At 67.4% G+C, this 20,931-nt stretch carries 17 protein-coding genes; 8 read left to right on the top strand and 9 right to left on the bottom strand.

Annotation, left to right across the window (positions count from 1 at the left end):
* Positions 1-23 precede the first annotated feature (23 nt).
* From ACNUDN_RS10495 to rpsB, 9 genes are all read right to left on the bottom strand, one after another.
* Positions 24-2,024, bottom strand: a complete 2,001-nt coding sequence (locus ACNUDN_RS10495; RefSeq protein WP_419121874.1) for a primary-amine oxidase — start codon at positions 2,022-2,024, stop codon at positions 24-26.
* Positions 2,021-3,532, bottom strand: coding sequence for an APC family permease (locus ACNUDN_RS10490; protein ID WP_419121873.1), 1,512 nt, complete (start codon positions 3,530-3,532; stop codon positions 2,021-2,023). The genes ACNUDN_RS10495 and ACNUDN_RS10490 overlap by 4 nt, the downstream gene beginning before the upstream one ends.
* A gap of 25 nt (positions 3,533-3,557) precedes the next feature.
* Positions 3,558-4,250 carry an ABC transporter ATP-binding protein gene (locus ACNUDN_RS10485; RefSeq protein ID WP_419121872.1) on the bottom strand — a complete coding sequence of 231 codons (693 nt, stop codon included), beginning with the start codon at positions 4,248-4,250 and terminating at the stop codon, positions 3,558-3,560.
* Between the two features lies 1 nt (position 4,251).
* Positions 4,252-4,821: an ABC transporter permease gene (locus ACNUDN_RS10480; protein ID WP_419121871.1), complete on the bottom strand. Its 570-nt coding sequence runs from the start codon at positions 4,819-4,821 to the stop codon at positions 4,252-4,254.
* Positions 4,821-5,996 carry an FtsX-like permease family protein gene (locus ACNUDN_RS10475; RefSeq protein WP_419121870.1) on the bottom strand — a complete coding sequence of 392 codons (1,176 nt, stop codon included), beginning with the start codon at positions 5,994-5,996 and terminating at the stop codon, positions 4,821-4,823. Before ACNUDN_RS10475 ends, ACNUDN_RS10480 begins: the two co-directional genes overlap by 1 nt.
* Before the next feature lie 116 nt (positions 5,997-6,112).
* On the bottom strand, positions 6,113-7,531 hold the full coding sequence (locus ACNUDN_RS10470; RefSeq protein ID WP_419121869.1) for an amidase: 1,419 nt from the start codon (positions 7,529-7,531) through the stop codon (positions 6,113-6,115).
* A gap of 88 nt (positions 7,532-7,619) precedes the next feature.
* Positions 7,620-9,080: a sugar transferase gene (locus ACNUDN_RS10465; protein WP_419121868.1), complete on the bottom strand. Its 1,461-nt coding sequence runs from the start codon at positions 9,078-9,080 to the stop codon at positions 7,620-7,622.
* Between the two features lie 393 nt (positions 9,081-9,473).
* Positions 9,474-10,301, bottom strand: coding sequence for a translation elongation factor Ts (tsf, locus tag ACNUDN_RS10460; RefSeq protein ID WP_419121867.1), 828 nt, complete (start codon positions 10,299-10,301; stop codon positions 9,474-9,476).
* A 28-nt stretch (positions 10,302-10,329) separates the two neighbouring features.
* A complete protein-coding gene (gene rpsB / locus ACNUDN_RS10455; RefSeq protein WP_419121866.1) occupies positions 10,330-11,160 on the bottom strand; it encodes a 30S ribosomal protein S2 in 831 nt (276 codons plus the stop codon).
* 295 nt (positions 11,161-11,455) lie between these two features.
* Here rpsB and ACNUDN_RS10450 point away from each other — a divergent pair, with 295 nt between their 5' ends.
* The 8 genes from ACNUDN_RS10450 (at position 11,456) to araA (ending at position 20,930) form a co-directional block, all read left to right on the top strand.
* Positions 11,456-11,992: a murein hydrolase activator EnvC family protein gene (locus tag ACNUDN_RS10450; RefSeq protein ID WP_419121865.1), complete on the top strand. Its 537-nt coding sequence runs from the start codon at positions 11,456-11,458 to the stop codon at positions 11,990-11,992.
* An 81-nt stretch (positions 11,993-12,073) separates the two neighbouring features.
* A complete protein-coding gene (locus ACNUDN_RS10445; protein ID WP_419121864.1) occupies positions 12,074-13,300 on the top strand; it encodes a DUF7373 family lipoprotein in 1,227 nt (408 codons plus the stop codon).
* Between the two features lie 350 nt (positions 13,301-13,650).
* On the top strand, positions 13,651-14,646 hold the full coding sequence (locus ACNUDN_RS10440; protein WP_419121863.1) for an ABC transporter substrate-binding protein: 996 nt from the start codon (positions 13,651-13,653) through the stop codon (positions 14,644-14,646).
* Positions 14,647-14,676: 30 nt separating this feature from the next.
* Complete coding sequence (locus tag ACNUDN_RS10435; RefSeq protein WP_419121862.1) at positions 14,677-16,197, top strand: sugar ABC transporter ATP-binding protein; 1,521 nt, start codon at positions 14,677-14,679, stop codon at positions 16,195-16,197.
* Positions 16,194-17,390, top strand: a complete 1,197-nt coding sequence (locus ACNUDN_RS10430) for an ABC transporter permease (RefSeq protein WP_431959812.1) — start codon at positions 16,194-16,196, stop codon at positions 17,388-17,390. Before ACNUDN_RS10435 ends, ACNUDN_RS10430 begins: the two co-directional genes overlap by 4 nt.
* Positions 17,387-18,388 carry a galactofuranose ABC transporter, permease protein YjfF gene (yjfF, locus tag ACNUDN_RS10425; RefSeq protein ID WP_419125105.1) on the top strand — a complete coding sequence of 334 codons (1,002 nt, stop codon included), beginning with the start codon at positions 17,387-17,389 and terminating at the stop codon, positions 18,386-18,388. Before ACNUDN_RS10430 ends, yjfF begins: the two co-directional genes overlap by 4 nt.
* On the top strand, positions 18,385-19,422 hold the full coding sequence (locus ACNUDN_RS10420) for a LacI family DNA-binding transcriptional regulator (RefSeq protein ID WP_419121861.1): 1,038 nt from the start codon (positions 18,385-18,387) through the stop codon (positions 19,420-19,422). The genes yjfF and ACNUDN_RS10420 overlap by 4 nt, the downstream gene beginning before the upstream one ends.
* A complete protein-coding gene (gene araA / locus ACNUDN_RS10415) occupies positions 19,419-20,930 on the top strand; it encodes an L-arabinose isomerase (protein ID WP_419121860.1) in 1,512 nt (503 codons plus the stop codon). Before ACNUDN_RS10420 ends, araA begins: the two co-directional genes overlap by 4 nt.
* Position 20,931: the final 1 nt, after the last annotated feature.

Genomic DNA, 20,931 nt, shown 5'->3' with positions numbered 1-20,931 from the left:
CGGGGTGGGGCTGGCGGGGGTGCCTAGGGGTGTGCTGCGGGCGCCGCGGGACCGTGGCACGCCTTGGGCGGCGACGGGGGCAGGTCCAGCGCCGGATTGCCGTCGAAGAACCCGACCGGCTTGAGTTTGAATCCGGTGTAATGGCACGGCATCACCGGCCAGTCCTCCGGGCAGACCACGTGGTGCGCGCCGACGGTGTACCACAGCACCACATCGGTGTCCTCCAGCGGTGCATCGTCGGCCACGTACTCCGGCAGACCCTGTGCGTCGGCCGACTGATACATGTAGTCGCCGGCGGCGTAGAGCTCTCTGGCGTCGAACTCGGTGACCCACAGGTTGTGCTGTACGAACCGGGCCCGGTCGTAGATGACAGAGCCCTCCTGCACCATCACCGGCACGATGTCCTTGGGCATCAGCTTGTAGCCGACCGGTGCGCCGAACTCGTTGAGCTTGGACGGGTTGACGACCTTCCAGTACCGCCCGGTCGAGTACTCCCAGTCCCGCGCACCGACGGCCTCCGATGCCACCAGGGTCTCCCTGGTGATCCAGGCATTGTGGTGCGGGTTGAGGGCCGGATCCGGCTCGGGGATCGAATCCACCTCATAGACACTGTTTCCCGGACCGTCGATGCTCATGTCCATCCGGAAGTTGAAGAAGTGCTGATGGTTGGGGCCGTACATGCCCGGCGCGACCATCTTGCCCCAGCGCGGGGACTCACCGTCGGCAATCGCACCGGTGGTCAGGACCCCGGTGAGTTTGACCTCCATCTCGATGGAGGCATCGTTGTAGAGGTACCAGAAGAACCCGTACTCGTAGTTGCCGACCGTGCAGATCATCGAGATCACCAGCCGGCGGGAACGTCGCACCTCGACGTCACCGGTCCGGAAGTCGGTGTGTTTCCACGAGATCCCGAAATCCTCCTCGTGCATGCAGATCGCGTTCGGGATGGTGACGGCATTGCCGTCGGAATCGTTGACCGTGCCGTCGAAGTAGAAGATCTCACCCAGACAGTCACAGCCCAGGGTCAGCGGGTTGGCCGAGAAACCCATGCCGACCTCGCCCATGTCGAAGACGTTCTTGTTCCAGTGCGTCGGCGATGAATCACCATAGGGAACCACCATTTCCGACAACGCAGCGCGGTAGATGATCGGGCGGACGACGCCACGGTCGGTGTAGGTCAGTTCATGCAGAACCAGACCCTCACGCGGGTTGAAACCCACTCGCAGCGACCACTTCTGCCACTGCACCTTCCAGCCGTCGACGGTGAAACTCGGTCCGTCCGGCTGGGTGATCTCGATCGGCTTCACGTCGTCGCGGAACCCGCTGAACGCCGGCCGGTTGTCGGGGCCGAACATGAACTGTTCTGAGTAGTTTCCGCTTTTGGACGGCAGCGGCACCACACCGTGATCCTCCACGCCGAGCACCGCCATGGCGTCCAGGTCGAAGGTGACGATCAGGCCCTCCACCGGACGGGCGTAGCCGTTCTCCGACGGCGCGGCCCGCACGAAGGTCAGGGGCCGGCAGATCAGCGCAGAGTGGTCATAGTGGTCCTGGGCACCGTAGTACCCCGCCGGCCAGGGGTCGATCATCGCGAGGCTGAAGTCGGTGACGCCGCGTCTGCGCATTGCCTCCTGCCAGCGCGGGTCCTCCCGGACCTTCTCCTCCACGCCGGTCATGTGCTCGACGAGGTAGGACGGGAACCTCCCGGGGACCGGAGTCCAGGACTCGATGACCCGTGCGCCGAGATCGACGACGGCCTCGTAGATCAGTTTCGCCGCCGCGTCATACATGATCGACATTGCGCGACGGGGCACATCCGGTTCGCCGCTGAACGTCAGCGCCGCGGTCTTCGCCGGCTCGGCGAGCTGGATCATCACGAATTTCAATGTAGGAGTGACATATTCGGATGCTCTCAGCACGGCGGCGGCTAATTCGATCTCGGCTCCGCTCAAGGGGTCGAGCGGATAGGTGACAGCTGCGACACCGTCGTGGGCATCCCGTGTGCGGGTGTCCTCCATCGTCATTTCGCTGATTCCCCTGTTTCTGTGTCGTTGAGGTCAAAGACCGCCAGATGTGCCAGCGAATCTTCCTGACTGACCTTGTGTGCCGAGCGCCGTCCGAAGACGTACACCGTCAGGCCGAGGGCGAACATTCCGAGGCTGATGCCACCGACCCAGGTCATCCAGGTGGCGGTGGGCACGTCGATCCACGGGGTGACGAACGAGTAGTAGATGCCGCCGACAGTGCCCACGGAGCCGACGATGACGGCGATCCACACTCCGGTCATACCGCCCGGAATCCGCCAGAACTGCTCGTTCTCATAGCGGTCGGCGTACCGCCGGCGGGCGACCACGACCGGGATCAGGAAGAAGAAGCCGGACAGCAGCCAGACGGTGGACAGCCCGCCCTGCAGATAGATGGTGACGTTGGCCATGCTGCTCTGCGAGTAGAGGCCGACCAGGATCAACGACGAAATCACCCCCTGGATCAGTACCGCGGTGACCGGGTTGCGCGTCCTGGGGTTCAGGTGGGTGAAGATGCGGGGCAGGTGACGTTCCAGACCGGACACGAAGATCAGCCGGGAGTAGGCGACCTGGTAGGTCATCAGGGCGACGATGATGATGAACGCCAGCACGATTGCGCAGACCTCCATCAGGCCAGGGAAGCCGGCGACGTCGAGCATGCCGATCACCCCGGTCACCGGGTCGATCTCATCCCCGGGCAGGGCCATCATGGTGCCCAGCGTGGTCAGCAGGTAGATCGCCACCAGAGCCACTGAGCCCCAGAGAATCATCTTCGGTCCGCTCTTGCGCACGGAGAGGAACTCGGCGCCCATGTTGTACGGCGTCTCGACTCCGAGCAGGTACAGCAGCACGGTGCCGTACAGGAAGCCGGCCACGGCGAAGTTGGGGATGGTGGCCTCGGCCCAGCTGAACGGGGTGGCCGAACCGTTGTTGACGGCGAAGAGCAGACCGCTGGTGAAGATCGTCAGCGTCAAAACGCCGTAGACGACGAACACGACGCTCATGATCTTCTGGTTGGCCGCGAGTTTGGCCAATGCCAGGCCGATCACCGTCCACAGGATCACCAGCTGCAGGATGATGCTGGTGGTCAACCCGAGTTCGGCGTGGAAGGCCAGCAGAAGGAACTGCAACACCACGGCCGGGGACGATGCCGCGTTGAGTATCACCGGCACCCAGGACAGATAGCCGCCGATGAAGCCCCAGGTCTCGCCCATCGTGCGGGTGGCCCAGATGTACACGCCGCCTTGGCCGGGCCACAGGTTGCCCAGTTCCACCACCGCCATCCCGGCGGGGATCAGAAAGGTCAGGATCCCCAGCACCCACATCGGGATCGCGGTCCAGCCACCGGTGGCCATCACCGACGACCCGGTCATCCAGCAGATGATGAAGACATAGGCAGCGGTCAGACCGAAGGTGGTCATCACTTTGGGCAGGATCTGCTCGGGCACCAACTCCGTGGTCATGAGCTTGTCGCGCTCCGGCGGCGGCACGGGTTCGGTTTGTGTCATCAGGGTTCTCCCACTGGGTGTTCGGTCAGTTGACGATCTGTCCGTCTCTCATCCGGACGACACGGCTCGCTTCGTCGGCCACCGTGGGGTCGTGGGTGCTCGCGACCACGGTGACGCCCATGGTCGAGCACAGTTCGCGCAGCATCCGCACGACCGTCTCCCCCGTACGGTGGTCGAGATTGGCTGTCGGTTCGTCGGCGAGGACCAGGGCGGGACTGCTGATCAGTGAGCGCGCGATCGCCGTGCGCTGCTGCTCCCCGCCCGACATCCTGGTCGGTTGATGATGGATACGGTGGCCGAGCCCGACCAGTTCCAGAAGGTCGATCGCCCTTCGCCGCAGCGCTTTCCGGTCATACGGCTCGAATATCAACGGCAGTTCCACGTTCTCGACCGCGGACAGGAACGGGATCAGGTTGTAACTCTGGAAGATGAACCCGATGGTGTCGTGTCGCAGTGCCGCGTACTGACTTTCGGTCAGCGTGGACGTGTCCTGTCCGGCGATCTTCACGGTGCCCTTGGTGGGCCGGTCCAGTCCGCCGATGATGTTGAGCAGCGTGGACTTGCCGCTACCGCTGGGACCCATCAGGCACACGAACTCCCCGGAGGTCACCGTCAGTTCGGCCGCCATCAGCGCCTTGACGACCTCGTCGCCGAGTTTGTGCAGCTTCCACACATCGGCGATCTCGATGACCGCGGGCGCGGTCACGTCGGCAGTCATGTCAGCCTCCCGAGGTCAGAGATCGGATCGGCGGACGAGACGCCGCTTTCCAGGTGGGGACGATGCTGGTGCCCAGCGCGGCGACGATGCTGACCGCCATGGCGATCACCGCGCCGAGGGTCAGTCCGACGGCGGACACTCCGGTCGCGACGACGCCCGCCGTCCCCAGCACCACTGCGGTGATGACCGCGAGCGCCACACCGGTCAGGGCTCCCATTACGGCGGCGACCACGGGTTCGACCAACAGCGCGGCGACCACCGGGGCGCGCGGGACGCCGTTGGCGGCCAGCACGCCGAGTTCGCGGGTGCGGTGGGCGACTGTTCTGGTGGTGGCGATCGCAACCTCGGCCACTCCGACCAGCAGCACCGTCACCGCGATCAGCACCACCGCCCGGGCGATGTCGTCGCCCTGACTCAACTCGGCCGACTGCGCCCGGATCCCCTGGGACATTCCGAAAACGAGCACCACCAGAAATGCCCCGGTGGCCGTGGTGACGGCGGGCAGCATCATCTCGCGCATCCGCCGTTGCGCTGCCAGCCAGCCGTACGCCAGGCCGGCCCGGGTGCTCATCAGCGGTCCCCGAGTAGGTCCACCGGCCGTTGCTGCAGCAACCGGTGCACCGGGACCAGCGCGCCGACGATCGCCATCGCCGGCAGGAACATCGCGGTCAGCGCGGCGCCCTGAAGCCATGCACCCAACGACGAGATGCCCGGGATCACCAGCGCGACAGCGATTCCGGCGGCCGTGATACCGACCAGGTACGCGGTCAGGAACACGATCGCCGACTCGACGAGGAAGAAGTAGAGCACCTCGTCGGCGAGCCCGATGCTCGACATGATGCCGAACTCGCGCCGCCGTTCGGTCACCGCGGCCAGGAAGGAGGACACCGCGATGACGAAGCCGAGGACCAGTCCCACCGTGGCGATCACGCCCAGCGCCGAGCCGGTCACCTTGCCCGAGAACAGCGCCGAGTACTTCTGTTCGAATGTCAGGGGACCCGAACCGTCCACGGCGTCATAGACCAGACCCCCTCCCTCTGGGTCGGGCCGCACCGACGGGTCTGCCGTCGAGGGCAGTCCGGCGGCGGCACCGAAGATCTGCGCGAGATCGCGACGCTGGCCGATCTCGGCGGGCGCGTGCGCCACCCACCATCCGTTGTCCCCGACCACCGTCCGGGCCAGCGGGGTCGCCACCGTGACCGATCGGCCTGCCCCGTCGACCGTAACCGTCAGCTGCTGCCCTGCGATGAGGATCCGATCTCCCTCTGATGCCGAAAGCCGTTCCGCAGCAGAGCTTCCCAGTATCGCGCTGCCGGCCGGGAGCTGGTCGGCACCGCGCAACGCCACCGTGACACCGCCGACGTCGACGGTACCGGCCAGGGTACGGCTCACGGTCCAGCCGGGCGGCACGGTGATCGAAGGTGCGGGCCCGTCCGCGACAAGCGCCTCCACCGCGGGGTCGTAGTGCACTCCGGCGGCCGGAACTACCCAGAGCTGCCCTCCGGCCAGGACGTCGGCGACCGAGGCCGCGCCGGTGGTGGCGAAACCCGCCGCGATGGTTCGTACGACGGTGACGCACGCGATCGCCAGGGCGATGCCGAGCACTGCCAGCACGAAGCGCTCCGGGCGACGCCGGATGTTGGCGAGCGCGAACCGGACCAGGCACCCGACGGTGTTGCCGGACCCGGCCGGCATCCGCGGCGATCGGACTGCGGGCGGTGCGTCGCCGACCTGACTGGCCTCCACGAGAAGCGATGGTGCGAGCGCAAAGTTTCACCCGACTGCGCCTGCAGTGTCGTCGCTGTTAACAGGTCTGTGCCGTCGTTACGGCACCGTGTCGCGGCGGCAACGGATTTCGTGTTTCAGCCCGGGGGCCAATCGTGAATCCGACACCACGGCCGCGCCTGTTCGAGCTCGAACGCCAGCTCGAGGAGACGAGCCTCCTCACCGACGCCCGCCGCGAACATCATCCCGACCGGCAGCCCGGACTCCGATTGCGCCAGCGGCAGTGAGATCGCGGGCTCGCCGGTGGCGTTCTGCAGCGGGGTGAAGGCCACCCATTCGACGAGCCGGTCGATGATCTGCCGGTACGGCGCGGTCGGATCGAGATGTCCGATGCGGGGCGGGATATCGGCCAATGTGGGGGTGAGCACGACGTCGTGGCTCGACCGCAGTCCCGAGGTGATCCGCCGCACCCGGGCCAATCGCGCCAGTGCGGACGGCACGCGGTGCAGATTGCGGGCGGCGTGCTGTTCGAGGCCGAGCGACAGATTGTCCAGCTTGCTGCGGTCGAACGTCGGGCCGAAAGTGCGGCGCCCGCCACGCACGAGCGCGAAGGCCAGAAATGACCAGTAGAGCAGGAAGTCGTCCATGAACCGGTGCGGCACCGGGTTGTCGATCACGGTGACGTGGTGTCCGAGTTCCTCGAGCAGCGTGGCGGTCTCGAGGGTCAGCTCGGTGACCTCCGCGCTGGCTCCATGCGATATGGACTGAGTGCACACCGCGATTCGCAGCCGCTGCCGGCCGGGTCCGGTCACATCTCCGATCGGCGCCAGCTTGGGGTTGGCGACGACCTTCTCCATCTCGCGGTAGAAGGCGGCGGTGTCGCGAACCGAGCGGGTCACCACCCCGTTGGCCACGATGCGCAGCGGCATCTGCCGCATGTGCCGGTCCAGCGGCAGCCGGCCGCGGCTGGGTTTGAGGCCCACCAGGCCGTTGCACGAGGCCGGAATCCTGATCGAACCGCCACCGTCGTTGGCGTGCGCGACGGGCACCACTCCGGCGGCGACGAACGCCCCCGAACCCGAGGATGACGCTCCGGCAGTGTGATCGGTGTGCCACGGATTGCGCACCGGACCCAGTCGGGGGTGTTCGGCGGCGGCGCTGAACCCGAACTCCGACATCCGCGTCTTGCCGACCGGCACCAGGCCGGTGGCCAGGAAGGCGGCGGCGAAGTCACCGTTGTCGCCGGCCGGCACCGGATCCCAGGCGTCGGTACCGTTCATGGTGGGCATCCCGGCGACGGCCACGTTGTCCTTCACGAACGAGGGCACGCCGTCGAAGAACCCACCGTAGGGCCGGCGGGACGCACCGCGAGCCCTGGCCCGCGCATAGGCTTCGTGGGCCAGACCGTTCAGTGCCGGGTTCACCTTCTCGGTCCGCGCGACGGCGGCCTCGATCAGTTCTGTGGCCGACACCGCGCCCCGGCGCATCTCGTCGACCATTCCGACGGCGTCGAGGTCACCCAGGGCGTCGTCGCCGAAGGCGGTTACACGATCCATGGCCGGAACGGTACCAAAGCGTACCGCCACCGACCGGCCGGTTCGCCAGGGCCGACAGGGCCGGCCGGTTCGGCAGGGCCGACAGGCGTCACTCCGCGCGCCGAAGTACTGCCACCAGGGTCATCGCGAGGATCTTCCAGTCCAGCCACAGCGACCAGTTCTCGATGTAGTAGTTGTCCCACTCGGCACGGTCAGCGATCGAGGTCTGCCCGCGCAGGCCGTGCACCTGCGCCCATCCGGTGATACCTGCCTTGACCCGGTGACGGTCTCCGTAGCGGGCAATCTGCACGTTGAACAGGTCGACGTATTCCGGTCGTTCCGGCCGCGGACCGACCAGGCTCATCTCACCTCGGACGACGTTGATCAGCTGGGGCAGTTCGTCGAGAGACGTGGCGCGCATGAACCTGCCGATCGGCGTACGGCGGTCCTCGCCCTCCACTCCTCCCGGAGCGGAATCCGGATCGAGGGCGAAGGCCGCGTCGGAGGCTGCCGGCGGGCGCATCGATCGGAACTTCAGGCACGGGAACACCCGGCCGTCACGGCCTATCCGGGGCTGGGCGAAGAAGACCGGGCCGGGTGAGCTGAGCCGGACCAGCAGCATCAATGTGAGGAACAGCGGTGAGATGAGCACCAGCCCGACGGCGGCGACCACTCGGTCGGACACATGCTTGGCCACGAACTGCCAGCCGCGGGGGTCGGTGCCCGGGGCCGCGATCAGCGGTAACCCGCCGATGTGGTCGATGCGGGCGTGCACGCCGATGGTGTCGAAGATCCGCGGCACGATCCAGACCGCGAGACCGCGCCGGTGCGCCGCCCTGACAGCGGCTGCCATCGACTCGTCGCGGGTGCGGGAGAAGGCGACGATCATGCACTGGGCGCCACTGCGGGTGATTGCCTGGTCGATGTGGTCCAGCTTCCCCAGATAGGGGACGCGCCAGGGCTGGTCGCGTTTCAGCCCCACCGACGGCAATTCGTCGTCGACCACCCCGACCGGTCGCAGCCCGTACTCCGGCGTCATGTCCAGGCGGTCGACGACTTTGGCGGCGATACGCCCGTTACCGACGATCAGGGTCGGGGCGGTCAGCACGTTGCGGCGGTACAGCTGCCGCTTCACGCCGAACCACAGCAGGCGCCCCAGCGGGATCAGGATCGCCGCACACAGCCAGACGACCGAGACGGCCGTGCCGGCCGCGTCGGACACGGCCGGATTGATCACGAGACCGCTCAGGAGCAGCACCGCAGTCAGCGCGGTGACCGCTTCGATGGTCGGCAACTCGTCGAGGAAGGTGCGATTGAGCGCGCGCCGGTACAGCCCCCGCAACGCACCGAGGGCCACGACTGTCGGCGCGAAGAACCACATCATCCAGGTGGGTGGCAGGGGCAATGCCTCGTTGTTGGCCAGGGTCATTCCCAGGGCCACCGCCACGGACGCCGTCGTGAGATCGATCATCGGGCCGGCGACCGGCTCCCATACCCGTCGCGCGGGTAACTGGCCGACTTCCGCCGGAACCGGGGCCGGGACGTCTGGCGTGGCGACGGTGTTTGCCATCTGCTCGGACTCAACTGTGTTTGTCAACGTGGACCACAGCAGTCAACACGGTCCACCATGCACTGAGATTAGCTCCACCGAGGGCCCGACTGACGCCGATTGCCGTCCCCGGCGCGGCTTCGGTGGCGTACCGGTTAGCTGACGCCATTGCTGAATCCCGGTCGGCCGATGCCGGGCAACAGGCCGGGAGAACAGTGGGGCGCTGCTCGACTCGTCTTTCGCCTGCGCACCGACATGGCGGCAAACAGCCGACCAGCGGTGGCGCCGTCGCTGCACCGGCCGGTGCGCAGCGCAAGGCCCCCGGGACCTGCGGTCCCGGGGGCCTCATCACGCTGGGTCACACTGGGTCACAACACCGGGTCACACCGGATCGACACCGGAGCGACCGGCTGATCAGCCCTGTCCGACCTCGAACCGGACGAACCGCGTCACGGTCACCCCGGCCTCGTCCAGCAGTGCCTTGACGGACTTCTTGTTGTCCGACACCGACGGCTGATCGAGCAGCACGACGTCTTTGTAGAAGCCCGTCACCCGACCCTCGACGATCTTCGACAGCGCCTGCTCGGGCTTGCCCTCGTTGCGGGCGGTCTCCTCGGCGATCCGGCGCTCGTTGGCGACGATGTCCTGCGGGACATCCTCACGGGTGAGGTACTTGGCCTTCAACGCCGCGATCTGCAGCGCCACCGCGTGAGCGGCCACGGCGCCTTTCTCGGCGTCGCCGGCTTCGAACTCAACCAGGACACCCACCGCCGGCGGGAGATCGGCGGCACGCTTGTGCAGGTAGGTCTCGACCGTGCCGTCGAAGTAGGCGGCGCGACGAAGTTCGAGCTTCTCGCCGATCTTGGCCGACAGGTCGGCGATGGTCTGCTCGACCGTGGTGTCACCGAGCTTGACGGCTTTGAGCGAGTCGACATCGGCCGCCTTGGCCTCGGCCGCCGCGGTGACGATCTGCTCGGCGACAGCCTGGAACTCGGCGTTCTTGGCGACGAAGTCCGTTTCGGAGTTCAGCTCGATGAGCGCGCCGTTCTTGGCTGCGACCAGGCCCTCGGCGGTGGCACGCTCGGCGCGCTTCCCGACGTCCTTGGCGCCCTTGATGCGCAGCAGTTCGACGGCCTTGTCGAAATCGCCTTCGGCCTCGACCAGGGCGTTCTTCGAATCCAGCATGCCGGCGCCGGTCAGTTCCCGGAGGCGCTTGACGTCGGCAGCGGTGTAGTTAGCCATAGAAGTCTTTCCTCAGATTCGTGGCGTGTCAGGACTGTTCGGGTGCGGCCTCGCCCGAGGCGGCCTCGGGTGCGGCGGTGGTGGCGCCGGCCAGCAGCTCCTGCTCCCATTCGGCGAGCGGCTCGGCAGCCGCCCCGTCCTGACCGGCGGCCTGCTTGTCGGCACCGGCACCGGAACGGGCCTGCAGACCCTCGGCGACGGCCGAGGCCACCACCTTGGTCAGCAGGGCGGCCGAGCGGATGGCGTCGTCGTTACCCGGGATGGGGTAGTCGACGAGGTCGGGATCGCAGTTGGTGTCCAGGATCGCGATGATCGGGATGTTGAGCTTGCGCGCCTCGGCGACCGCGAGGTGCTCCTTGTTGGTGTCGACGACCCAGATCGCCGAGGGGACCTTCTGCATGTCCCGGATACCGCCCAGCGAGCGCTCCAGCTTGTTCTTCTCACGGGTCAGCATCAAGATTTCCTTCTTGGTGCGACCCTCGAAACCGCCGGTCTGCTCCATGGCCTCGAGCTCCTTGAGGCGCTGGAGGCGCTTGTGCACGGTCGAGAAGTTGGTGAGCATGCCACCCAGCCAGCGCTGGTTCACGTACGGCATGCCGACGCGGGTCGCCTCTTCGGCGATGGATTCCTGCGCCTGCTTCTTGGTGCCGACGAACATGATCGAGCCGCCGTGCGCGACCGTCTCCTTGACGAACTCGTACGCCTTGTCGATGTAGGTCAGCGTCTGCTGCAGGTCGATGATGTAGATCCCGTTGCGGTCGGTGAAGATGAACCGCTTCATCTTGGGATTCCAGCGACGGGTCTGGTGCCCGAAATGGGCGCCGCTGTCAAGCAGCTGCTTCATGGTTACAACAGCCATGGTTGTGTCTTACCTTCGGTTGTCGGTTGTCGTCCGGCGTCGGGTGAGCCGAACCCTGGCGACTGCTTCGATGCCGGACCCGCCTTCGGAGAAGAACCCCGGGGGCGGGACCGCCCGGCATACAGGTGACGAACCGGTGGGTCCGTGCCGCAGACGCGCGAAGTCAGCCCGCGCAAACGAGCTGCGGGTAGCAGTTTACACCCCCGGAGCAGGTGCTTTTACCAGCGCGCAGAGCATCCACAGCAGGCCGTTTTCTGGGTTACGCACCGCGGCGGCAGTGCGCTGAACTGGAGGGATGCATCGCGCGGTGATCAGGACGGTGATCAAGACGGCGGCCCGGGTGTCGGTGGTGGCCTCGGTCCTGGTCGCGGTCCCGTCGCTGACCGCAGCCCCGGCCTCGGGCGGCATCGGCCGGCTCGGTTGGCCGCTGCATCCCCGCCCGGCGGTGTTGCGGCAGTTCGACGCACCCACCCCGAACTGGCAGCGCGGCCATCGCGGTGTCGACCTGGCCGGCGTCCCGGGTCAGACGGTGTTCGCCGCAGCCGAGGGCACCGTGGTGTTCGCGGGCACGTTGGCCGGCAGACCTTTGGTTTCCATCGCTCATCCGGGAGGGCTGCGCACCACGTATGAACCGATCGAGCCCGCGGTCCGCCGGGGGCAGTGGGTCACGTTCGGCTCTGCGGTGGGCGCGCTGTCCGCCGGCCACCCCGGCTGCGCCGCAGCCGCGTGCCTGCATTGGGGCGCGATGTGGGGATCGGCGTCGCGGGCCGCCTACGTCGATCCACTCGGACTGGTGGCGACAACCCCGCCGAGACTGAAGCCGGTGCGCTGACGGCGATCGCGATATTGCATGGCGCGCTGGCACTTTCGCCGCTACCCGGCGGATGGCCGGTGGCCGCGGTAAGTTCGCCGGGTGCACACTTTGGGGGGATCTGTCCGCCGTGTCGCTGCGTTGCCGGCGGCCTCCTGTTTGACCGCCGCCGCTCTGGTCACCGCCTGTCTGGTCACCGCCTGTCTGGTCGCCGTACCGACGGCGGTCTCGGTCGCCCAGCCCGCGGCAACCGACGCCACACTCGATGTCGGCCCCTACCCCACCGTGCCGGCAGCACCGCTCGGCGCGGCCGGGTCGCCGCACGCGGGCGCTGCCGCAGAAGGCCGGCGGATGGCCGACTTCGTCGTCGGACCGTGGGAGTTCGACCCCGCGCTGATCGGTGAATACGAGAACAGCGCCGTCGTCATCGACGGCCCTGAGACCGCCCGCGGCGAATTCCCGGTGGAGGTGGCCGACGTCCTGGCCGGTCACCAGCTCATCGACGGCTTCGGTACGGCGCGCTGGTCCGACGACATCGAGTTTCAGCACACCGTGCTCAGGTTCGCCGACCCGGATGTCGCCGCCGCGGCGGCCCGAGATCTCGCCCATGCGATAGCGCACCGGCCGGTGCCCGCCGGACCGACGGTGCCAGGGTCGATCCCCGGCCATCCGCAGACCGCGGCGTTCGAGGTACCGCTGGCCGAGGACGGCCGCACGGCGACCTACGTCCGCGCCATCACCGCGCACGGGCCCTACGTCTTGTCCGAGCGTGTGACGTCGGCTGCCGGAGTGGACGCCGCCGCGACGATGATCGCGACGGTTCTGGACCGGCAGCTCCCGTTGATCGACCGGTTCCCGTTGACCCCGCCGCCGTTGCTGGCCGGCCTGCCGGTGGACCCGTCCGGCCTGATGGCGCGCACCCTCCCGCTCCCGTCGGACCAGATCACCGCGAGCCGGCCCGGCAGTTACGGCACCCACGGCACCCTGCATTTCCAGAGCAACCCGGTCCGCTCGGCGAAGATCTTCGCCGAGACCGCGATGAGCAACGCGGCCTACGGGTCGACCGGGGTCTATGAGACCCGTGATGCCCAGGCCGCACAACAGCTTTCGCAGGAGCTGATCGCCCAACACCTGGTGTACGGCACCGAAGCCGGTGCGGTCGAAGGCATCCCGGCCAGCCGCTGCACCGACATGATCGACCCGGACAACGGCCGTTACAGCAGTTACTGCGTCGCGACATTCGACCGCTATCTGGCCGAAGCCCAGGCGGACACCCTGCTCGACGCCCAGCAGCGCACTGCCGCGCAATACGTCCTCTTGACGCGGTAACCCGCCGACGAGGCGGCAATCGTACGGTCGACGCGGCCACCGTGCCGTCGCGCGGCCTGGGGCACCCGCAGCCCGCACCAACCATGCCGAGAACCCGACCATGCCGAGAACCCCGACCATGCCGGCACCGCTCCCTCGACGGACCCGTCTATGTGAGCGTTCACCGTGGCCAGTCGTCCGTCTTGATCTGCATGATCAAGCATTGACAGCGTCAAAACGTTAGCGTTAACATTCGACCAGTGTAATCCAGGCCACACTCGCGTTCCGCTGTGACCGAGCCGACGGCATGGGCCACACAGGCACGAGTGCCGACCCCCAGGAGCCGGACCCCCCAAAAGCAAGGAGCGATCGTGAGAACACGAGCACTGTTCGCGGCAATGGCAGCCGCAGTGGCCACCCTGGTGGTGGCGTGCGGCAGCGGACCCGCGCCGGGCAATGGCGGCAACAGCGCCGGCGGCACCGGCGACGGCAGCATCACGATGGGCTTCTCCCAGGTCGGCGCGGAGAGCGGATGGCGGACCGCCAACACCAAATCCGTGCAGGAGGCCGCAGCGGCGGCCGGTGTCGACCTCAAATTCTCCGACGCCAACGGCAAGCAGGAGAACCAGATCTCAGCCCTGCGGTCCTTCATCCAGCAGCGCGTCGACGTCCTCGCGTTCAGTCCCGTCGTCCGAACCGGTTGGGACGCAGTGCTCCTGGAGGCCAAGAACGCCGGCATCCCGGTGATCCTCACCGACCGCGCCGTGGACACCACCGTTCCCGACGCGTACGTGTCGTTCCTCGGCGCGGACTTCGTCGACGAGGGCCGCCGCGCCGGCCAGTGGGCGGTCGACGAGTACGCCGACCAGACCGACCCGGTGAACATCGTCATCCTGGAGGGCACCACCGGGGCCGACCCCGCCATCGACCGCAACACCGGTTTCTCCGAGGCCATCTCGGCATCGCCGAACCTCAACGTGATCGCTTCGCAGACAGGCGATTTCACAAGGTCCGGCGGCAAACAGGTGATGGAGGCGTTCCTCAAGGCGCACCCCGACATCGATCTGGTGTTCGCCCAGAACGACGATATGGGCCTCGGTGCGGTGGAAGCCATCCAGGCGGCGGGCAAGACCCCCGGTCAGGACGTCAAGATCGTCGCAGTCGATGCGACGAGCGATGGCATGCGCGCGCTGGCCGAGGGCAAGTTCAACTTCCTGGTCGAGTGCAACCCGCTGCTGGGGCCCCAGCTGATGGAGCTGGCGGAGCAGGTGGTCGCCGGAGAACCGGTGCCCGCGCGTGTGGTGGTCCCCGACGAGACCTTCACCACGCAGCAGGCGATCGAAGCCCTTCCCAACCGGCAGTACTGACGCGGTCAACGGACAGCGAAACCGGCTGACATGGACCGAAGCGACGAAGCGGTGGTGTCGATGCACGGCATCGACGTCACGTTCCCCGGGGTCAAAGCGCTCGACGGGGTGGACTTCCGGCTGCTCCCCGGTGAGGTGCACGCGCTGATGGGCGAGAACGGCGCCGGAAAGTCGACGCTGATCAAAGCCCTGACCGGCGTCCACGACATCGACGGCGGTCAGATCACCGTCGACGGCGTGCCCCGCCGGTTCACCGGGCCGAGGCAAGCCCAAGAAGCCGGGATCAGCACCGTCTACCAGGAGGTCAACCTGTGCCCGAACCTCACGGTCGCCGAGAACATCCTCTTGGGCCGGGAGCCCCGCCGCTTCGGTCGCATCAGGTACCGGGCAGTGCACGATGCGGCACGCAGGCTGCTGGCGCAGCTCGAACTCGACATCGACCCACGCTCGACGTTGGGCACCCATCCCATCGCCGTCCAGCAATTGGTCGCCATCGCCCGCGCGATGGCCGTGTCGGCCAAAGTGCTCGTGCTCGACGAGCCCACCTCGAGTCTGGACGCCGACGAGGTCGCCGAGCTGTTCCGCGTCATCCGTCGACTCCGTGAGCGCGGCGCAGCCGTCCTGTTCGTATCCCACTTCCTCGATCAGGTCTACGAGATCTCGGACCGGATGACGGTGCTGCGCAACGGCAGGACAGTCGGTGAATGGCGCACCGCCGACCTCGACCGTCACCGGCTGATCGCGGCGATGGTCGGTCACGAACTCGACGTACTCGGCGAGATCGCCTCCGACGCTTCGGAACTGCGGGTGGACCAGACGGCCACCGCGTTCGTGTCGATGCGGCAGATCGAGCGCGCCCCGCGGGTCAAGCCCACCGACCTGGACCTGCGAGCCGGTGAGATCGTGGGGCTGGCCGGGTTGCTCGGGTCCGGACGCACCGAACTGGCGCGACTGGTCTTCGGCGCCGATCGGCTGACCGACGGCGAGATCCGTGTCGACGGTGCACCCGTACAGATCCGTTCACCGCGCGCCGCAATCGACTACGGGTTCGCCTTCACCTCGGAGAACCGTAAGACCGAGGGCATCGTCGCCGACATGTCTGTGCGCGACAACCTGGTACTGGCACTGCAGGCGCGTCGTGGGTTCGCCAGACCGCTGGCCGCACAAGTCAAGAACGACCTCGTCAAGCGCTACATCGCCATGCTCGACATCCGTCCCGCCGACCCCGACATCCCGATCAAGAATCTCAGCGGCGGCAATCAGCAGAAGGTGCTGCTGGCCCGCTGGCTGATCACCGCGCCCCGGCTGCTGATCCTCGACGAACCGACCCGCGGTATCGACGTGGGCGCCAAGGCGCAGATCCAGAGGCTGATCACCCAGCTGTCGGCCGACGGGATGGCAGTGCTGTTCATCTCCGCCGAGCTCGATGAGGTCGCCCGCATCAGCAACCGCATCGCGGTGCTCCGCGACGGACGGACCGTCACCGAGATCAGCGGCGGCTGTTCGGTTTCCGACCTCACCGCATTGATCGCCGGGAGCGCACGAGAATGACCGGTCCCGAAACCACAACCGACACGACCGACCCCGCGACCGACCCCGCGACCGACACCGTCGGCCGGATCCGAACCGGCTGGGGGCCGCTGCTGCGCCGGGTCAAGGGCTCACCTTTGATCTGGCCGGCCCTCGCGCTGGTCGCGCTGATGGCGCTCAACGTGGTGCTGACCCCCGGATTCCTCAGCGTGCGTATTCAGGACGGACACCTCTACGGCAGCACCATCGACATTCTGCGCAACGGGGCGCCGACCATGCTGGTCGCCCTGGGCATGACTCTGGTCATCGCATCGCGCGGGATCGATCTGTCGGTCGGCGCCGTGGTCGCCATCTCCGGCGCGCTGGCGTGCGCCCACGTCGCCGGCTCCGCAGATCCCACCAGCACCACCACGATCATCGTGGCGATGGCACTCGCCCTGGGCGCGGCAGCGGTACTGGGACTGTGGAACGGCGCGCTGGTCTCGATATTCGGAATCCAGCCGATCATCGCCACTCTGGTGCTGATGACGGCGGGCCGCGGCATCGCACTGCTCATCACCGAGGGCCAGATCCTGACGGTCACCGGGGAACCCTTCAAGGTCCTGGGCGCCGGATATGCCTTCGGGTTGCCGGTGGCGGTGCTGGTCAGCCTCGCGGTGTTCGCCCTGGTGGGATTGATGACCCGCTGCAGCGCGCTGGGGATGCTGGTGGAGGCGGTCGGGATCAATCCCGAGGCCAGCAGGCTCGCCGGGGTCCGCTATCGCAGCATCGTCTTCGCGGTGTACGTGTTCTGCGCGGTGTGTGCCGGGGTCGCGGGCGTGATGATTGCGTCGAACATCGCCGCCGCCGACGCGAACAACGCCGGACTCTGGATCGAGATGGACGCGATCCTGGCTGTGGTGATCGGTGGCACGTCGCTGCTCGGCGGCAAGTTCAGCCTGACCGGAACCCTGTTGGGTGCGTTGATCATCCAGACCCTGACCACCACGGTCTACACCGCCGGCATCACGCCGGAGACCACGTTGGTGTTCAAGGCCGCCGCGGTCATCCTGGTCTGTCTGGCGCAGGCGCCCAAGTTCCGGGCGTTGCTGCGGCGCGGCCTCGTCCGCCGACGCACCCGACGACCGGTGCGGCCCGCCGGGCCCCCGCAACCCGACACAGCGCACCCGGCTTCGGCAACCGAGCCGCGCTCGCAGAAGGTGAGCACGTCATGAGCCTTGAGCTCGCGCCCCGGCCCCGACTCCTGGACCTACCCCGCGGGGTGGACCTCGGCGGTCGCTTCCGGCCGCTGCTGGCGTCGTCGGGGTTGTTCGTCGCGTTGTTCGGTTTCGTCGTCCTGCGCTACGAATTTTCCAGTCCCACACAGCTGTTCCTGAATCTGTTGATCGACAACGCCCACCTGGTGGTGCTCGCCGTGGGAATGACCTTCGTCATCCTCACCGGCGGGATCGACCTCAGTGTCGGGTCGGTGGTGGCGCTGTCGACCGTCATCCTGGCCAAGACCCTGCAGGTGGGCTGGCCCACCCCGGTCGCCGTTGCGGTGGTGTTGCTGGTCGGACCCGCACTGGGGCTGGTGATGGGGTTGATCATCGAGTACTTCGAGGTGCAGCCGTTCATCGTGACGCTGGCCGGCATGTTCCTGGCGCGCGGCCTGTGTTACGTGGTCAGCGTCGAGACGCTGCCGATCAACGACCCGTGGTTGCGCACCTTCGGGTTGCACTACCTCTATGTCTGGGAGGACAAGTTCATCCGTCCCACCGTGGTGGTGATGCTGATCGTGATCGCGGTGGCGGCCTACGTGCTGCATCAGACCCGCTTCGGGCGCACCGTGTACGCCGTCGGCGGTAACCGTCAATCGGCAATGCTGATGGGCCTGGCCGCCGGCCGCGCCCGGGTGTCGGTGTACGTGGTCAGCGGTCTGTGCGCATCGCTGGCCGGACTGCTGCTCAGTGTGCAGAAGCTCTCCGGGTACAGCCTCAACGGGATCGGGCTCGAGCTCGATGCCATCGCAGCGGTCGTCATCGGCGGGGTGCTGCTCTCCGGCGGCGTCGGGCTGGTCCTCGGATCGGTGATCGGCGTACTGATCCTGGGCACCATCCAGACCCTGGTGACCGCGGAGAACCTCGACTCGTACTGGACCCGGATCGTGACCGGCGTGCTGCTGTTGTTGTTCGTCCTGGTTCAGCGCGCACTGTCGAGGGACACCCGATGAGCGCCGACCGGGCGCTGCGGCGACCTGTCATGGCCGACGTCGCCCGCCTCGCGGGCGTGTCCCATCAGACGGTGTCGCGGGTCATCAACGGCTCGGACAACATCCGGCCGGCGACCCGTTCGCGGGTCGAGCACGCGATCGCTGCCCTGGGGTACCGACCCAACACCGCGGCCCGCACGTTGGTCACCCGCCGGTCCAAGACCATCGGCATCATCAGCAGCAACACGTCCCAGCACGGGCCCGCGAGCATTCAGCACTCGCTGCAGGAAGCGGCCCGCTCGGCCGGCTACTTCAGCAGCGTCGTCACCCTCTCGGAGGTCACCCATCACGAACTGCGCGACGCCCTGGACCATCTCGATCGCCAGTCGGTGGAGGCCATCGTGATGATCGCGACTCAGAACGACGCGCTCGCGGTCGCGCATGCCGAGGTGACCTCGACCCCGCTCGTCCTGGTCGAGGGCGAGCTGACCGGACGCGGATTGTCGGTGGGCGTCGACCAGGCAGCCGGTGCACGGCTGGCCACCCAGCACCTCGTCGATCTGGGGCACCGGCAGATCGTGCACGTGTCGGGGCCCCTGAGCTGGACCGAAGCGCGGGCACGCCGCACCGGCTACATCGAGGTCATGCGTCGCGAGGGACTGCGCGTCGACGCCGACCTCGAAGGCGACTGGAGCCCGGCCCGCGGCTGCGCAATCGGCCGCTCCCTGGCCGAACGAGGCCATTTCACCGCGGTTTTCGTCGCCAACGACCAGATGGCGCTGGGCATCCTGCACGCCTTCGCGCAGGCCGGTGTCGCGGTCCCGGCCGACGTCAGTGTGGTCGGCTTCGACGACATCCCCGAGGCGGCCTACACCAACCCGTCGCTGACCACCGTGCACCAAGACTTCCCTGCCGTGGGAAGACGGGCAATCGAGGTGGTCACCGCCGTGCTCAGCGGCGTCGAGGTGGCGACCCCGTTGTTGGCGCCGCAGTTGGTCGTCCGGGCCAGTAGTGGCCGGGCGTTTCCGAATCAGCAGAAAGGACTCAGGGCATGATCGGTTCCCGCCTCGTCGACTCCGAGGTTTGGTTCGTCACCGGCAGTCAGTCGATGTACGGACCGGACACCTTGGAACAGGTGGCCGTGCAATCGCAGGAGATCGCCGCACTGCTCGACAGCTCTCCCGAGATTCCGGTCCGGGTGCGCTGGCAGCCGACCGTGGTGTCGGCGGAGGCGATCGCCGCGGTGGTGGCCGACGCGAACCGGGATCCGCACTGCATCGGCATCGTCGCCTGGATGCACACCTTCTCCCCCGCCAAGATGTGGATTCGTGGGCTGAAGGCGCTGGATCGCCCGCTGCTGCATCTGCACACCCAGCACAATGTGGAGCTGCCGTGGAGCACCATCGACATGGACTTCATGAACCTCAACCAGGCCGCCCATGGCGACCGCGAGTTCGGTTTCATCCAGTCTCGGCTTTCGGTGCCCCGCAAGACTGTTGCCGGGCATGCCAGCGATCCGACGGTACGGCGCCGGATCGGCGCCTGGGTGCGGGCCGCGCTCGGCTTCGCCGAGATACGCACCATGAAAGTGGCCCGCTTCGGGGACAACATGCGCAGCGTTGCGGTCACCGAGGGCGACAAGGTGGAGGCGGAGGCACATTTCGGCGCGTCGGTGAACAGCTTCGCCGTCAACGACCTCGCCAACGCCGTGTCGCGGATAGGCGAGGACACCGTCGACAAACTGATCCGCGAGTACCGCGACCGCTATGACGTGGCCGAAGAGCTGCTGCCCGGCGGTGCGCGCCACACCGCACTGCGTGACGGCGCCCGGATCGAGGCCGGTCTGCGCCGCTTCCTGGAACAGCACGACTTCCGGGCCTTCACCACCAATTTCGAGGATCTGGGCGCGCTGACCCAACTGCCCGGGCTGGCCGTCCAACGGTTGATGGCCGACGGATACGGATTCGGCGGTGAAGGCGACTGGAAGACCGCGGTGATGCTGCGGACCGTCAAGGTGATGGCCGACGGGCTTGCCGGCGGCACCTCGTTCATGGAGGACTACACCTACGACCTGACGCCCGGCCGGGAGCGCGTCCTCGGGGCGCACATGCTCGAGGTGTGTCCGTCGATCACCGAATCGCGGCCCTCGCTGGAGGTGCACCCGTTGTCGATCGGCGACCGCGACGATCCGGTGCGGCTGCGATTCACCGCCACCCCCGCAGACGCCACCATCCTCGGGATCTGCGATATGGGACCGCGGTTCCGCTTGGTGGCCAACGCCGTTCGGGTCGTCGAGCCGACCGCCGCCCTCCCCCGGCTACCGGTCGCGTGCGCGGTGTGGGAACCGTTGCCGAGTTGGTCGGTCTCGACCGAGGCGTGGCTGGCCGCAGGGGCGCCGCACCACACGGTGCTCACGACCGCCTTGGGCACCGAACCGTTCGCCGACTTCGCCACCATGACCGGCACCGAACTGCTCGTCATCGACGCCGACACCACAATCGGTTCGTTCGCACGGGAACTGCGCTGGAACAACGCCTACCACCATCTGGCGGCCGGGCTGTGAC

This window comes from Mycobacterium sp. smrl_JER01 (genome assembly GCF_048513595.2).
Taxonomy (GTDB): Bacteria; Actinomycetota; Actinomycetes; order Mycobacteriales; family Mycobacteriaceae; genus Mycobacterium.
The sequence above is the reverse complement of the archived record's forward strand: the minus strand, read 5'-3'. Positions and strand labels throughout refer to the sequence as shown.

Bases quoted from the DNA above. Each gene is read 5' to 3' on its own strand.
- ACNUDN_RS10435 (WP_419121862.1), top strand. From the start codon at position 14,677: ATGGACCGAAGCGACGAAGCGGTGGTGTCGATGCACGGCATCGACGTC.
- ACNUDN_RS10465 (WP_419121868.1), bottom strand. From the start codon at position 9,080: ATGGCAAACACCGTCGCCACGCCAGACGTCCCGGCCCCGGTTCCGGCG.
- ACNUDN_RS10480 (WP_419121871.1), bottom strand. From the start codon at position 4,821: ATGAGCACCCGGGCCGGCCTGGCGTACGGCTGGCTGGCAGCGCAACGG.
- ACNUDN_RS10470 (WP_419121869.1), bottom strand. From the start codon at position 7,531: ATGGATCGTGTAACCGCCTTCGGCGACGACGCCCTGGGTGACCTCGAC.
- ACNUDN_RS10430 (WP_431959812.1), top strand. From the start codon at position 16,194: ATGACCGGTCCCGAAACCACAACCGACACGACCGACCCCGCGACCGAC.
- rpsB (WP_419121866.1), bottom strand. From the start codon at position 11,160: ATGGCTGTTGTAACCATGAAGCAGCTGCTTGACAGCGGCGCCCATTTC.
- ACNUDN_RS10485 (WP_419121872.1), bottom strand. From the start codon at position 4,250: ATGACTGCCGACGTGACCGCGCCCGCGGTCATCGAGATCGCCGATGTG.
- tsf (WP_419121867.1), bottom strand. From the start codon at position 10,301: ATGGCTAACTACACCGCTGCCGACGTCAAGCGCCTCCGGGAACTGACC.
- araA (WP_419121860.1), top strand. From the start codon at position 19,419: ATGATCGGTTCCCGCCTCGTCGACTCCGAGGTTTGGTTCGTCACCGGC.
- ACNUDN_RS10420 (WP_419121861.1), top strand. From the start codon at position 18,385: ATGAGCGCCGACCGGGCGCTGCGGCGACCTGTCATGGCCGACGTCGCC.
- ACNUDN_RS10450 (WP_419121865.1), top strand. From the start codon at position 11,456: ATGCATCGCGCGGTGATCAGGACGGTGATCAAGACGGCGGCCCGGGTG.
- ACNUDN_RS10495 (WP_419121874.1), bottom strand. From the start codon at position 2,024: ATGACGATGGAGGACACCCGCACACGGGATGCCCACGACGGTGTCGCA.
- ACNUDN_RS10490 (WP_419121873.1), bottom strand. From the start codon at position 3,532: ATGACACAAACCGAACCCGTGCCGCCGCCGGAGCGCGACAAGCTCATG.
- yjfF (WP_419125105.1), top strand. From the start codon at position 17,387: ATGAGCCTTGAGCTCGCGCCCCGGCCCCGACTCCTGGACCTACCCCGC.